This window comes from Maridesulfovibrio sp. (assembly GCF_963677005.1).
Taxonomy (GTDB): Bacteria; Desulfobacterota; Desulfovibrionia; order Desulfovibrionales; family Desulfovibrionaceae; genus Maridesulfovibrio.
Genome location: NZ_OY781616.1, coordinates 3,821,048 through 3,835,938, shown reverse-complemented (window position 1 = coordinate 3,835,938; position 14,891 = coordinate 3,821,048). Strand labels below are relative to the sequence as shown.

The 14,891-nt window shown below is 53.0% G+C and carries 12 protein-coding genes and 2 tRNA genes; 4 read left to right on the top strand and 10 right to left on the bottom strand.

What is annotated here, in order from left to right; genetic code table 11:
* Window positions 1-29 precede the first annotated feature (29 nt).
* Window positions 30-782 carry an EF-hand domain-containing protein gene (locus tag ACKU4E_RS16875; protein WP_320172243.1) on the bottom strand — a complete coding sequence of 251 codons (753 nt, stop codon included), beginning with the start codon at window positions 780-782 and terminating at the stop codon, window positions 30-32.
* 293 nt (window positions 783-1,075) lie between these two features.
* Here ACKU4E_RS16875 and ACKU4E_RS16870 point away from each other — a divergent pair, with 293 nt between their 5' ends.
* Window positions 1,076-2,278: a hypothetical protein gene (locus tag ACKU4E_RS16870; protein WP_320172242.1), complete on the top strand. Its 1,203-nt coding sequence runs from the start codon at window positions 1,076-1,078 to the stop codon at window positions 2,276-2,278.
* A 234-nt stretch (window positions 2,279-2,512) separates the two neighbouring features.
* On the opposite strand, the gene ACKU4E_RS16865 is transcribed toward ACKU4E_RS16870, so the two are convergent.
* From ACKU4E_RS16865 to ACKU4E_RS16830, 8 genes are all read right to left on the bottom strand, one after another.
* Window positions 2,513-3,847: a sigma-54 dependent transcriptional regulator gene (locus tag ACKU4E_RS16865; RefSeq protein WP_320172241.1), complete on the bottom strand. Its 1,335-nt coding sequence runs from the start codon at window positions 3,845-3,847 to the stop codon at window positions 2,513-2,515.
* Entirely contained in the window at window positions 3,847-5,340 is a 1,494-nt protein-coding gene (locus tag ACKU4E_RS16860) for an ATP-binding protein (protein ID WP_320172240.1), read from the bottom strand. The genes ACKU4E_RS16865 and ACKU4E_RS16860 overlap by 1 nt, the downstream gene beginning before the upstream one ends.
* Window positions 5,341-5,464: 124 nt before the next feature.
* Window positions 5,465-6,151, bottom strand: coding sequence for a hypothetical protein (locus tag ACKU4E_RS16855; protein WP_320172239.1), 687 nt, complete (start codon window positions 6,149-6,151; stop codon window positions 5,465-5,467).
* Between the two features lies 1 nt (window position 6,152).
* Complete coding sequence (locus tag ACKU4E_RS16850) at window positions 6,153-7,433, bottom strand: sulfite exporter TauE/SafE family protein (protein ID WP_320172238.1); 1,281 nt, start codon at window positions 7,431-7,433, stop codon at window positions 6,153-6,155.
* A gap of 49 nt (window positions 7,434-7,482) precedes the next feature.
* Complete coding sequence (locus tag ACKU4E_RS16845) at window positions 7,483-7,875, bottom strand: response regulator (protein WP_320172237.1); 393 nt, start codon at window positions 7,873-7,875, stop codon at window positions 7,483-7,485.
* Complete coding sequence (locus ACKU4E_RS16840; RefSeq protein ID WP_320172236.1) at window positions 7,847-8,263, bottom strand: response regulator; 417 nt, start codon at window positions 8,261-8,263, stop codon at window positions 7,847-7,849. Before ACKU4E_RS16840 ends, ACKU4E_RS16845 begins: the two co-directional genes overlap by 29 nt.
* A gap of 104 nt (window positions 8,264-8,367) precedes the next feature.
* Entirely contained in the window at window positions 8,368-8,799 is a 432-nt protein-coding gene (locus ACKU4E_RS16835; protein WP_320172653.1) for a response regulator, read from the bottom strand.
* Between the two features lie 8 nt (window positions 8,800-8,807).
* Window positions 8,808-10,514, bottom strand: coding sequence for an ATP-binding protein (locus tag ACKU4E_RS16830; protein ID WP_320172235.1), 1,707 nt, complete (start codon window positions 10,512-10,514; stop codon window positions 8,808-8,810).
* A 599-nt stretch (window positions 10,515-11,113) separates the two neighbouring features.
* Here ACKU4E_RS16830 and ACKU4E_RS16825 point away from each other — a divergent pair.
* Window positions 11,114-11,533, top strand: a complete 420-nt coding sequence (locus tag ACKU4E_RS16825) for a response regulator (RefSeq protein ID WP_320172234.1) — start codon at window positions 11,114-11,116, stop codon at window positions 11,531-11,533.
* Between the two features lie 37 nt (window positions 11,534-11,570).
* On the opposite strand, the gene ACKU4E_RS16820 is transcribed toward ACKU4E_RS16825, so the two are convergent.
* The gene (locus ACKU4E_RS16820) at window positions 11,571-14,153 is read right to left on the bottom strand and encodes a PEP/pyruvate-binding domain-containing protein (RefSeq protein ID WP_320172233.1); all 2,583 of its coding nucleotides are present in this window, start codon (window positions 14,151-14,153) and stop codon (window positions 11,571-11,573) included.
* A gap of 306 nt (window positions 14,154-14,459) precedes the next feature.
* On the opposite strand from ACKU4E_RS16820, the gene ACKU4E_RS16815 reads away from it, so the two are divergent.
* Window positions 14,460-14,536 (top strand) — tRNA-Pro (locus ACKU4E_RS16815).
* Between the two features lie 156 nt (window positions 14,537-14,692).
* Window positions 14,693-14,768 (top strand) — tRNA-Thr (locus tag ACKU4E_RS16810).
* Window positions 14,769-14,891: the final 123 nt, after the last annotated feature.

The following is a 14,891-nucleotide window of genomic DNA, read 5'->3' as shown; positions in this document are numbered from 1 at the left end:
ACGGCTTGATATGCTGATCTCTACATTAATCAGACAAGTGCCCCGAGAGATTCTCCCGTATACATGGCCCCGGTCTGTTCCTGGTATGCCTGCATGGCCATACGCTGGAGAACGGATTGTCCGGACTGGCCGTTTTCATTTTCCTGCTGATTGTTAGCGCTGCTTTTTCCTACAATATCCTCAAGCGAGGTTTCGCCGCTGGCGTAAGCCTGCTCCAATTCGGAAAAACTGACCACTCCGTCCTTGTTGTAATCAAACTCATCGTAATCTTCTTCGGACTCACTGGAAGAAGAGGAGCTTTCCGACGAACCGGAACTGCTTGCGCTGGCCACGCCCTCGGAGACCATTCCTACATCAGGAGGGGTCATGCCGGCCTGCAGTTCTTCCGAAGAAATACTGCCGTCCCCGTCTGTATCCAGAGTGCTGAACAATTCATCATCCAGCCCGGACTCTTCCTGGGAGATAAGGCTGTCACCATCTGAATCAAGCTCGCTCATGAGCGTATCGATCAGGTCCGAACCGTCACCGCCCTGCATCATCACGGACATCTGACCCATCATGGCCATCTGCTGCTGACGATTCTCCAGATCGGAAACCATTTCCTCCTGGGACAGATAACCATCACCGTCAGCATCTATTTCACTGAAAATATCCTCAAGAAAACCGGCCTCATCTACACTCAGTTGACCGTCGCCATCACTGTCATTGTCACCTATGATAGAGCTTACAAAGTCTTCCGAAGAATCATAATCCTCAGGACGCTTTATGCTCGTCTGATTCATAGAAAACAAACTTGTGGCAGTAGAACTGCCTAAAGCTGAGACACTCACAGTCTACCTCCCTGCTTATGCTTTGTCGGATAAGGCAAAAATTGCCCTGTTTTCCGGTTTGACTGAAAAGAAGCAAGTACAGGGCCTTATTATGTTAATATATATTAAGGTGAACCAATTTTTCACCAAGTTTCAGCATCCCCCTCCAAAAACGACTGCCGTGAAATATCATTTGACAAAAAAAAGATTCTTATGCCTATACTGAAGTAGTCTCTGAAATCCATCTACAAGTCGGAGGTTGACCTATGAAGAATAAAAACGTCTTTTTCGCAACCGCCCTGCTGATTGTTTTCCTTGCCGCAGTTGCCTTTCCGCTGCGGGCCGGCGCGTATGACAATTACGATTTCTGGATTCAGACTCCGACAGGATGGACTACCAACACACAAGGGCTGTCGGACGATCTTAAAAAACAGGTTATTTCCCCGGACCGCAACGCATTTGTCGAGGTCTACGCGGCAAAAGGCAACAATCCCGGACTGCAAAGGATCGCAGACGGCATGGAACAGGGGATCCTAAACCGGGGCGGTGTCTATTTCCAGAACAGGATATCCAGCCGCAACGTACAGGCCGACGGCCACCCCGCAATTTTCCGGGAATACAGTTCCACCTACAACGGCAGCAGGCTGCACGCCTACGGGCTGTACACCTACGCCAACGGCGGGGCCGTGGTGGCAATAGGGGTATATGCGGAACAGTTTGCCGGGCAGTATCGCAATCTGGTTTACAACAGCGTGACCAGCCTGCGCTTCTCCCCGCCGCCGACCATGAGCTCCAATACCCCATACGGGGCAGGAAATACTCCGTACGGCGGCAACGATCCCTACGGTTCTTCAACTGACGCATGCAGCCGGTTGGTAGGCAAGTGGAAGTGGTTCACCGGTTCGGTGGCTGAATTCTATGCCGGAGGACGTATGCCGGGAGCAGGAAACAGTTGGAAATGCGCCGATCCGTCCCGTGGAACTTTCATCATCACCTGGAGCAACGGCAAGTGGGTGGACACCCTGACCATGTCGCAGGACGGAAACAGGCTGGACGGACAGAATCAGATCGGCAACCGCGTCTGGGGAACACGTCTTTCCGGCGCTGTATCCGCTGCCCCGCCACCGGCTCCTGCCCGGCAGCCGGTACCCAAAATGAACTATGCCAAAAGGATAAAGGGCAACATGGGCGCACAGTGGAGGCTGGCCCACGGGAGTCTGAATCCTGCGCATCCGCAGGATAACGCGGAATGGGAACTCAGCACCGTGGCAGGAACCACCCTGCGCTTTACCGATCCCTATAATCAGGGCAAGCAGCGTTACCGCGTAAAAATAATGACCAAAAATGGCCAGACCGTAGAGGAAAAAGTCGTGGGGCTCTCCGAACACATCACGGTAAGCCCCGGACTATACAAAATACAGCTGTTTCCCGAAGGAGGGTATGCCGGATGGAAGTGCGAATGGCATTAGCCGGGATATTACATGAGTTACGGTTTCGCAAAATATTTTAGCGAATTAAAATAGTACGTTAAACTGAGAAATGCTTGATTTATGCATATGACTTTTTGTCATGTTAAGCGGCGAAGCCTTAATGAAAGGTTTTGGGATTCTTAAACCCTTTTGTCAAAAGGGTTTAAGGCCCCCGGCAGGGCCGCCGGAGGCTTATATGACGAAATATCCGGGTTAGCCGGGAACTCCGGAAGATTAATCCTGCAAACCCATTCGTTTTAGCTTTTCACGCAGGGTCTTGCGGTTGATGCCAAGAACCTCGGCGGCCCTTGTCTTATTGTTATGGGTCATGGAGAGCACGTTTTTGATGTGTTCCCGCTCAACATCTGCAAGCGACCTATCCACCCGCCCTTCCACCGGCAGGCTGAAACGCATGTTCGGTGGAAGGTCGGTAACTTCAATGGGGTCGTGGTCCACGATTACCACCAGACGCTGGATAAGGTTTTCCAGTTCCCGAACATTGCCGGGCCAGGAATAATTACGCAGAGCCTGCAGGGCCTCGTCGGAAATGGAGGGTGCGGGACGCTGCATGGAATTGGAAAACCGGACCAGAAAATTGCTTACCAGAGTCAGTATATCATCTCCGCGTTCCGCCAGCGATGGAACAGGTATGTCTACGACGTTCAGACGATAATAGAGGTCTTCACGGAACGACCCTTCGTCCACCAGTCTTTTGAGATTTTTATGGGTGGCGGCGAGGATACGGGTGTCCACGGTATGGACCACGCTTGAACCGACCTTGCAGAATTCCTTGGATTGCAGCACACGCAGAAGCTTGGCCTGCATGTTCGGGCTGGCATCACCTATTTCATCGAGGAATATCGAACCGCCGTTGGCGATCTCAAAAAAACCGGCACGCCCTTCCTTCGCGCCGGTAAAAGCCCCTTTCACGTGGCCGAAAAGTTCGCTTTCCACCAGCGAATCGGGAATCGCGGCGCAGTTTACGGGCACGAACGGCGCGGCCCTGCGGTCGCTGTGATAGTGCACGGCTCTGGCGACAAGCTCCTTTCCTGTTCCCGAATCACCGGAAATAAGCACATTCGCGTTGGTGGATGCGGCCTTGCCTATACGCCTGAAGACAAGCTGCATGCCGGGTGAATTTCCGGCAATACCGTATGTATCGTCCGGCATTTCAACGGCCTTGACCGCCTTTCTGCGGTTGATCCGTTCCATGATCCGATCCATGGCCGCCAGCAGTTCTTCGGAAGTGAACGGTTTGGGCAGGTATTCTCCCGCTCCGTCCTTGATGGCCTCGACAGCACCGGAGATGGATGGATAACCGGTAATCATCATTATCTCCACATCCCGGTGGTTTTCCCGCACATGTCTTATCAGGTCCAGCCCGGAAGCCTGCGGCATACGAAAATCCGTTATGACAATATCCATGTCATATTCATCGAGCAGGGGCAGGGCCTCGTCCACACGCAGGCAGGTCAGCACTTCGTACCCGCTGGATTCCAGATTGCGCTTGAGCACCTCAAGAGTGCTTTTACTGTCGTCCACCGCGAGAATTTTTATCTTGTCGCTCATTACTCTTCCGCTGAATCAATATGTTGGCAGGGAAAGGCAACTTCAAACCTTGTCCCCTCTCCCGGTTCGCTGTGCACCTGAATGAATCCTTTGTGCGCCTTTACTATCCCCAGCACCACCGAAAGTCCCAGCCCGGTTCCCTTGTCCACGTCCTTGGTGGTAAAAAAGGGATTGAATATCTGCTTCAGTTCATCTGCAGGGATACCGGGTCCGTTGTCCTCTACTATAATATATGCATCGTTCTTGTTGTTGAGGGTGGTTATGGTCAGGGTGCCGCCCTCCCCCATGGCCTGAATGGCGTTGGCCGCAAGGTTGACGATAACCTGCTTGATATGCTGCGGATCGGCAGACACCGCAGGCAGGGTCTCATCGAATTTGCAGCACACGTCTATGTTGTTCCGCTTGGCCGCAGTCTCGGTGATACGCAAAGCCTCTGCAATAGTTTCATTGAGGTTGGTCGGAAGAAACTGCGGAGGAAGCTGCCTGCTGAAAAACATTATCTTCTTGATGATCTCACGCGCATGCAGGGAAGAATCAACAATATTGCCGAGATCCATGCGCACCTGCTCCGGAATCTCCGGAGTCTGCAAGGCCAGTTGCGCATAGCCCAGAATATTGGCCAGAGGCTCGTTTATTTCATGAGCCACCCCGGCTGAAAACTGTCCTATCTTGGCCAGACGGTCCGCCTGGCGCAACTGCATTTCTAGCTGCTGCTTGGCAGACTTGATCTCCTTCTTGGAAACTATGATGGCTATCTGCTGTGCGGCGGTACTCAGCAGATCCCTTTCATCTTCCAGAAAAACAGGCTCCCCGATCCCCGGCCCGCCGTTTTCAACAGAAACAGTAAGGGTTCCCCGAATGTCCCGGCTGGATTCCACCGGTTCCACAAGGACGTTATCCGTTTTCCTGAACCCTTCCGTCTGCCAGCTCAGGTTACCCACCCTCAGCCGCACATGGGTCCTTTCCGGGTGTTGAAAACCGGACGCAAGCAGATTCACAATCCGCTCCATGGTCTCCTTCAGCCCCATTTCAAGGTCGCCGCCGAGTTTGCTTATCTCATAAAGGCAATTGATGGCCTTGTTTCTTTCAATCAGTTCAAACTTTTCACGAATCAACCCCTTCTGCGTGACCATGTGGGAAGTAACATCCTGCCCCACGCAGAGTATACTGATGATACTGTCTTCCGAATCGCAAAGGGCTTTCAGATTCCAGTCTATGTATATCTTTTCCCCGTATCTGGACATTATCTTACCGGAAATTCTGGAAACGGACCGCTGCCCCGCACGGCTGAGCACCTCGCGGCGGGCTTCTTCCCGGCCTGCTTCGGAAACAAATGTCTCAAACCAGTCGCGCCCGGCCAGTTCCTGCATGGAGAACCCGGTCAGATCCTCCAGACGGGAATTTCCGTGGATTATACCGCCCTTCAGATCAAGGGTGACCACAATCCCGTGGCTGAGCTGCATTATGGTGTCGTAATATTCCTGAAGATTCATATTTCCGTCCTCATCTGCGAGAATAAGGCGAATTCAGATACGAGTAAACTGTTTGGGGGGCGGCCCGTGGTTGAAGGAGACCGGACCGCCCCCGCCAGTAGGGGATGCATGCTGCAGATTTATCTTAATGACCCAGGTTGAGTCCCCATCCTTCGAAGACAAACATGATGGCGAACCCGTACCAGAGGGTATAAACCACGTAGAATATAAGGGAGAATATTACCACGCCCAGCTCATCCGTGATGTCCATGGGCACGATTTCATAATAGTTGTATGCGGTTTCCACGGCCTTCTTCTTTACAGTAGTAGACAGCTTGGCAACCTTGAACTCCTTCTGTCCGTTAAAGGCTTTTTCCATCAGTCCGAGGCTGGTCCACCAGTTATAGGTGGTCCTGCGGGCCTCGATGCCGTACTTGCCCTCAAGCTCACCGGACTTGTTGTGATACATAAGGTCCGCGTCATCAAGACAACTGTACAGTATGGCCTGAACAGAACCCTTGACTTCCAGAACCTTACCGTCCCGGACAACGGTTACACCGGCTTTTCCGAAAAGCTGTTCGGACTGTTCGGCCTGTTCCTGCGAGGAGTATGAAAGCTTGATAGCAACATCCTTGGGACCGAAATCCTTAACATTCCCACGCAGGGAAGCTATGTAGTTCACAGATCCCTTGGAAATGGAGTTGTACATGGAATCCAGATAAGCCAAAGCATTTTTGCCCTTGAAAATCGGCTGGAACATTATCGCGAGCACTACGAAAAAGACTCCGAGGAGAACCACGCCGCTGGTGAATTCTTTCTTGCTGACTATCATCTTAATGCGCTCCTTCGACCTTCAGGGTCTTGAGGTTCTTGATAAATGTACCGATTACCCACACCGAGAACCCGCCTATGACTATAAAGAAGGCCCATATACCGATGGAGTTGAGCACTGATCCCACACCCTGCGAAATGGGAATGTAACCCATTTCTGCCAGTTTACCGGGCAGGGCGAATATACGGTTGACGAAGCCTGCCAGAACGGCCATGGCGTAAAATCCGCGAATGGTCACTCCGGGCACGACCTTGGTCACCATTGCACCGACCTGTATTCCGAAAAGGGAACCGAGCAGCATGCCCATGGCCAGCGTATAGAAGATGAAGCCGTATATGGCGTACTGGCTGATGGAAGCAAAACCGGCGGTAAAAACGATCTGGAAGATATCAGTACCGACAGTGGTCATGGAGGATACGCCGAGGACGTATACGAAGATGGGGAAGGTCAGGAACCCGCCGCCGACGCCCATGATACCGGCAGCAAGGCCGACCAGCGCACCGGAAAGCACGAGGAATATCCATGAAATCTGCCGCCCTCCGGGAGTAAGATCCTGGTCGAACTTGACCATGGGAGGAACGTTGACGGATTGCAGGGACCTGGAAAGAGCACCTATCTCAGCACCTTCGGAACCGCCGTGGGCTCCGCCGCCGGAACTGGCCTTGCGGGCCTTGAGAAAGTCGTACATGGCGTAGGTGCCCAGAAATCCGAGCATAAGCGAATATACTGTGGTGATAAACGCGTCGGAAAGTACGGGATTTATTTCGTACAGCACACGGTTGATAACACCACCGGCTGTTGCACCCAGAATCGCGCCGACCAGGAAGACCACGGCCAGAGGAACGGATACGTTACCCATTTTGCGGTGAATGACGCTGCCCATGATCGCCTTGGCGAAAATATGGAACAGGTCGGTTCCGACAGCCAGAATCCCCTTGATCCCGGCACTCATAAGGGCCGGGGCGATGATGAATCCGCCACCTGCGCCGATACAGCCGGTAATAAGCCCGGCACCGAGACCGATGGCGATGGAGACAACAAAAATGCCTCCGCTGTAAAATGCGGGGGTGTACGCCTTCTTTCCGCCCAGAAGATCCGGCAGAGCCGTAGATATATCTCCGGCAAAGGCTATTCCGCCCAGAATAACGGGAATGAGCATCAGCCCGAGAACGATGCGCAGTTTTCTGCTTTCCATGATCGCTTTGGCGTTGTCTATCTCCCAGCGGGCCATATACCCGGCCCCTTCCATCATAAACTTACCCCATTGATTGAAAAAACCCATGGTATCCTCACATGTTCAATTTGGTTGTTGTGCTTCAGTTCCGAAGGAATCAATTCATCCCGTCCGGAATGTTTTTCCCGAGTCCGGCTGCATCCCGGATCTTTTCCGCCAGCTCTGCCGCATCAACAGGCTTCAGGAGATAATCACGGGCTCCCATGGCCAGGCAGGATATGAAAATATCCGGGTTGATGTGTGCCGTAAGCATCAGGACCGCAACCTGCGGATACAGCCGTTTTATTTCTCCAAGGAGCCGGACACCGTCCCTGCCGGGCATTTTCACATCGAGCAGGACAACATCCATCTCTTCAAGCCTGAGCGCCTCCAGGGCTTCACTCGCGCACGAAGCAGTACGGACTCCCAATCCCCGTTTTTCCAGTCTGCGGGCGAGCACCCCGGAAAAAGCGGTTTCATCGTCAACCAGAAGAACCTTTATCCTGTCCACGGACTCCCTCCTTCCGGCTGCCGACCTGACGCACCTTTTCCAGCAGCAGGTTGAATTCCACCGGTTTGGAAAGGTATTCCGCGACTCCCAGCCTGCGGCCTTCGGCCGCCGCCTTTTCGCATCCGTGGCCGGTCAGCATCAGGACAGGCAGATCCGGGTCCAGCATCCTGAACACCTTCAGTATTTCGATCCCGTCCATACCTTCTAGTTTCAGATCAAGCACGGCGACATCGTAGCTGTTTTCATGAAGCATCCGCACAGCATCTTCGCCGCGTCCGGCAGTATCGACATGAATGCCGCGCCGCCCCATACGCTTGCGAAGAACTTCCGCAAAGCCAGCCTCATCATCCACGATGAGCAATCTTATCTGTTTTTCGCCGTCTCTCATTCTCAACCCGCCGGTAAGGTTATCCGTGCCGGCCCTTCAAAGGGCCTTGTCCTTTTGCTCTCCGCACAGTTCTCCTGCCGGAAATATTCCTTCACCCTGCGGCATCAGGCCATGCGCTGGGTGATGTCATCAATACGGGCCTGCACTTCCTCTCCCTCGTGATCGCGGAACTGCTCCACGGCCTTGCGGATCTTCTCGGTGAGGTCGTCTATGGAGCAGGGCTTCATCAGATAGTCGAAAGCCCCGTTCTGCATGCCGTCTATGGCCGACTCCACAGTGGCGTGGCCTGTGAGCATGATGACCTCCACGATGGGAAATTCCTTCTTGATCTCCCGCAGCACTGTAAGTCCGTCCTTGACCGGCATCTTCATATCGAGGATAACCACCTCGATCCCCTTCTGCTCCGCAAGCACGCGCATTGCGGTGTCCCCGTCAAATGCCTTGAATATGGTCATGTTTCGCTTTTCAAGCCGCCTGGACATGGCGTCTACAAAAGCCTCCTCGTCATCCACGAACAGAATGGTAGCGTCAGTCATGGTCATGATCATTCCTCCTTGGTGTGTTCTTCATCACTTCCGGACTGCGGCAATGGCAGCCGGATATTAAATTTGGTTCCCTGCCCCACTCCGCTCTCAACTTCTATCTCGCCTCCCATCTGATGGATCAGTCCGTAACAGATGGACAGCCCCAACCCGCTCCCCTTGCCTACGGGCTTGGTGGTGAAGAAAGGATCGAATATCCGCCCCAGATTTGCGGCAGGTATGCCGGGCCCTGTATCGGCCACCGTGATAAGAGCCTGACCGTTATCTTCGCGACAGCCGATCATGAGCTTGCCGCCCTCAGCCTCCATGGCCTGTATGGCGTTGTTGATCAGGTTGAGAAAAACCTGCTGCAGTTCGGAGGCAGAAGATCTGAGCAGCGGCATATCCCGGTCCAGATCAAGAGAAAGGGTTACCTGTGCGTAACGGGCCTGCTGCATGGAGATATCCACGACCTCCTCAATAAGCTCGGGAAGGAAAACTTCGGCAATCCGGGAATCGGTCTGGCGGGCAAAGCTGAGCAGTTTGTGGGTGATATCCTTGCAGCGCACCCCCTGAGTGCGGACCTGCTCCAGAGCGCGTATTATTTCCGGGTAGCAGGACATGTCGCTGCCCTCATCCTCAAGCAGGTCGCAGACCCACCCGGCCTCTTCGATCATGATCGCGACAGGATTGTTTATTTCGTGGGCGATTCCGGCTGCCAGTTCACCTATTGAAGCGAGCTTTCCGGTTTCCACCATCTGCTTGTTCATCAACTCATTTTCCTCATCTATGATGCGGAAATGGCGTACAAGCTTGCGCGACAGATAGAGGGCCATCACCATTATGGCCAGCCCGCCGGTCAGGAAAATTACCAGAGTGAAAAATTCGCTGCGGACCATGGCCGAGAAAGCATCATTGGCATTCTGCTGGTAGACCAGCTTCCAGTCTCCACCCTTGAGGAGCGAGGATACGGTCACGTATCTGTCGCCGTCGCTTCCTCTGGAAAGCTGAATGGAGACTCCGCCGTCCGTCTGCGGCCTGCGGACCGTCTCGTAAGGGGTGAGAACGAGATCACTGTCGCGATTGGAAGGAGTCTTGGTCTGAAACACACCGTTCCTGTTCAGGATGTAGGCATAACCGGTCTTCCCGATGCGTATGTTTTCCACCAGATTAGAAAAGGCCAGAAAGTCTATTGTGGCGCGCAGAGTCCATTTCTGTCCCCCGCTGTTGCTGTTCACGGCAATGATGAAATGAGGGGACTGACGTAACCCCATAAAGACATCACTTATTGCGGAAGCCTTGTTCCTGCTGCTCAGGAACCAGTCCGCATGCGAATAATCCGCTCCAAGCAGATCAAACGGGCCGGCATAGGCAACCTGTCTGCCCGCATCATCAACAACACCGAGGTCTACGAAAATGCGTCCGTACTGCTGCTGCATGGACTTGAGAGTCTCTTCAAGAAATTTATGATCGGTAAGCTGGCGATAAGTGAAAACCCTGGTCAGGTACTGAACTTCACTCTGTTTTTCCATCAGGAAGTTGTTCAGGTTATCCTTATGCTTATCTACTACCTCGGCCAGATGTGCGTAGACTTTGGCCTGATATATGGAACGAAACTGATCGAATATGAGTCCGCCCACCAGAATGAGGGGGGCAAAGGAGACGGTGATCACTATAAGAGCGATCTTGCGGGAAAGTTTGTCGTATGAGATGCTTTTTTCAGTCTGCATAAGCCATATCCATTTGATGTGTGCCGATCCTGGCAGTTGGCCACCGGGGCCGATAACGCCACTAGAGCAATCGGCGTGCCACGATCTGTGCCCGGCACAATCGGCCCCACACATCAACTTATACAGACAACATACTGATATATAATGATTTATAGCATACTGAAATTCCAAAACCACCATAAATCCGAGCACTGCCGGCAACAGCAAAACGGTTCCGTATCTCCCACTCAAACCGCAAAGCGGTACATATCACCCCTGTGGTACAAAATGCCCCACATTGAGCTCCGAGGCAGATTTCCCCATCTCTGTTACCTTTTTCACAATCAAAATCGTGCTACAGCTACTTATGTGGGGCAAAACACCCCACCTCTGTTCCGAAATTCCACGAACTCAATTTCGTCTGAACTAACAAAGAAGATATTATTGACCGGCGCACAAACGGTACAACCAACCCCACCAACGGAAGTACTATATTTTTAACAAACTATTACAGATAGATAAGCTAGACATGAGACTTAACTGCAAGCGACGACGCCATATCAATAAAACTGTTCTGGCATGCTCATTGTAATTACGGGATACGTATTACGGAGGAAAACATGAAAAACATTCGTGTGCTTCTTGTAGATGATGAGGAAGGCTTCTCCTCGGTACTGGCCAAACGGTTGAACAGGCGCGGGGTGGAAGTAACCACCGCTGTAAGCGGGGAAGAAGCGCTCCAGTATCTGGATACGGAACTATATCATGTGGTTATTCTGGATATGAAAATGCCCGGAATGGACGGTATGCAGGCGCTCAGGATCATAAAGAACAGGCATCCGCTGGTGGAAGTGATTCTGCTTACCGGCAATGCGGATATGGACTGCGCAGTACAATCCATGACCTCAGGAGCATTCGACTTCATGCTCAAGCCGGTATCAACCGAAAGTCTGCTCCACCGCATCAGCGATGCGGCCGGAAGCAGCCAGATGCGCAGGGAAAAAAGCCACGCCCGGACCGCTCCCGGCCATGAATCTTGAATGGAAGAGGTGTCGCCGAAGGCTTTTATCTAAAAACCTACTTCTCGAACATCTTGAAATCATGAAAGAACCTTTCCCGATATTTTTCCACCTGCGCTGAATTGGTCATGATCATATCCAATTGTCTGGTGTGTGTTATCAGGTATCCCAGAATCTTGAGATGATACTCCATCTCTTCCCGGTCCACTGCTTCCAAACGGGCATTAAGGCTGTCTTCCCGCACTCGTACGCGAAAATCCAATTCTTCCAGTATGCCTCCGATGAACCGGGCACGCAGGATTCTGCGTTCCGGGTTGGCGGCCCCGCCCTTGAACTGAAAACTTGCGTAATTCTCGGACGTGCGTTTCCCTACCAGCGATTCCACAGAGCAGAAATGAAAACCGAACCGTGATTGCAGACAGCAGTAATTCTCAGAAATCATGAAATAATTTTTCTGAGTGTAGCTGGACTTGGAAGCGATATTCAGATTCGGGTTCATGGTCGCCTCAAACATGACCGACATAAGCCCCTTGCCGTGTATGCCGGGAGGGCCGTCCCAGGGCACGGCCTGCATGCCCTCCCATAGGGCACGCATCGGGATGGAAAGCACATGCTCCATGAAAACGCAGCGGGGGTTTATGTCCCCATCCGGGCTGACCCCGTTTCCGAGATCGAGAATCCAGAATTGTTTCGGCACGTTGCAGACAAGCTGTCTGGACGCGGCCATGATATGATCATCGCTGATCCCGAAGCCGAACATCTCACGCACGGCCATTTCATGGCAGAAGCGCATGATGTCGTGATAGGTCCTGCACTTGGAGGCCCTGAAATCAGGCGAATCAGGATCTGTAAGGTTGAGGCGGACAATATGTCGCGCAGCCTTGCGCAGAACAGCCTGAACCGGGCTGCCCTTCATGAGCCGTTTGCGGGGCTTTTCCGTCAGCAGGGATTCCACCGCGCCTGAGTACACGGCGTGTCCGTCGGCATCAACGGTTACTATTGCCCCGGTCTGCAATTTATCAAGTGCGCCCTTCACGCCGAAAAGGGCCGGAACCCCGAACTCGCGGGCAACGTTGGCCAGATGCCCGGCCATGCCTCCCTGCTCGGTAACAACCGCGCTGCAGCGGTCCAGCAGGGCCGCACGGTCCGGCAGGGCCTGCTTGAGCACCATGATTCCGCCGTCCGGGAATGAAAGCTTGTCCGCGCTCTTGCGGATAGGGAAAACCGGTCCGACCCCGACTCCGGGGCTTGCGGTCATACCGCCCGAAAGCAGGGATTCCGGCAGGTCCGGCACGCAGACGGATACAGCATGCTCCGTTCCGTCTTCGACAAGCATAAGCGGCCGGCATTGCAGCAGATAAAATGTACCGTCACCGGTCACCGCCCATTCGATATCCTGCGGAGGACCGAAATGTTCCTCTATTCGCGCTGCGGCACCGGCAACCATGACAGCCTGCTCATCCTTAATCGACGGCTCGCAGCGGGACTTGTCCAACTGCACGGTACGGCAGACCCCCTCCCCGGCGTCACAGACGAATTTTTCCGTTTTATCGGCAATGCGCCTTTTCACGACCTGCCCTTCCGGGGCAAAGGCTACCGTAAATTCATCGGTCTCGGCGGAACCGTCAACCACGGCCTTGGGCAGCCCCCATACGGAATAAACTGTGGCGTTCCTGTCCCTGACATTGACCGGATTACGGGAATAGGCCACCCCGGAGGCGACAGCGTCAATCATTTCAATGCAACCCACGCTCATGGCCACATCCTCGTCCCGCAATCCGCGATTGTTGCGGTAGGCCATGGCCTGCATCGTGTACTTGGAACTCATGACCTCCTTGACAGCTGCGGTCAGCGAACCTCGCTCCACATTGAGTATGGAACGATACTGCCCCGCAAAGGCGGCTCCTTCACGGTCCTCACCCAGAGCACTGGACCGCACGGCAAGATTCACGGTTCTTCCTAGTTTTGCGCAAAGTTTATCGTAAGCATCAAGAATAGCATTGGTAATATCATCCGGAAAAGGGGTTTTCATCATTAGCTGCATGACAGATGAGGAAACCTGAAAGACCTCGTCCCGGCTGGAAAGGTCCGCAGCCTGAATGCGCCGGTCTATCTCCGATTGCAGCCCATCTTTTTCCATGAACTTGCCGAAAGCCGCGGTGGAGACAACAAAACCGGGTGGAATCTTCATTCCGAGACTGTTTCCGGCCTCTCCGAGCATGGCCATTTTAGGGCCGCAGAGGTCGGCATGGTCCCTGCCCACCCCTGCGAGATCAAGCACCAGTTCGCCCCCGCGGCTCTGCCGCTCCGGTTCTATCTCGGTAGCAATGCGATCCTGAATTTCATTGAAGCGTTCATACAGCCGGGTGTAACCGTCCGGATTAAGCTCGTTCAAAAGCTTGATCATACGGAAAGTGGAAACCGAAATACGGGTGCACAAGGCCCGCACATAATGCATCCCGTAGGGACTGAATCCGCGCAGGGCCTCTTCAAGCTCGGCAATGTGATCATGGGTCCTTGTATTGGCCTGAATAAGCAGCCTAAAATTATTGTAGCGGGCCGTAAGCAGCTCACGGGCCAGATCAGGATCAGGACGCTCTTTTTTGCGCTTGCCGAAAGGAAGCCAGTCTAACAGATTCATTAAGGAAACCCTCACAATATTTCATGTCGGTCACGGCGGTAAAATCAAAAAGACTCCTGCTCTGTAACCGGTATAGATCACGATCTTTTTCAGCCATGAATTATACCCAAAACAGATAGCAAATTACATGCCGCCCAGCCAACCGGATTTCCTGAAATGAAAACAACTCATCCAAAACCGTCGGAAAGCCGGGAAAAAGGCCTCCATCAAGGCACGGCAAAAAAGTTTCTGTCATTTTTTTTGTTTTTATCCAAAAAACCTGTTGACTTGTCCACGACATTTACCTAGAAGTTCTCTCCGTGACGTCGGGATGTAGCGCAGTCTGGGAGCGCACTTGAATGGGGTTCAAGGGGTCGGAGGTTCAAATCCTCTCATCCCGACCACGTCAGAAAAACACCCCCGGGGACGTAAAAAATTTGCGCCCCCTTTTTTTGACACAAATACCGTCACCCAAGGCTTTCGACGAAGCTCCCGCTTATGCGGTCGAAGCGTGCCCTGACAGGGCATTATCGCAAAAGAAGGCCAAAAAATAACCGGATGCTTCCGTGGCTCAGTCGGTAGAGCGCGTCCTTGGTAAGGACGAGGTCAGCAGTTCAATCCTGCTCGGAAGCTCCAGTGTAATCAAAGCCCTTGCAAACCATGTTTGCAAGGGCATTTTTGCTTTTCTTTATCAGTTTATCTCACTGCCGGTTTCTGTAGAATATCCTACCGAAAACAAGTACCATCTTCCCATCAGCC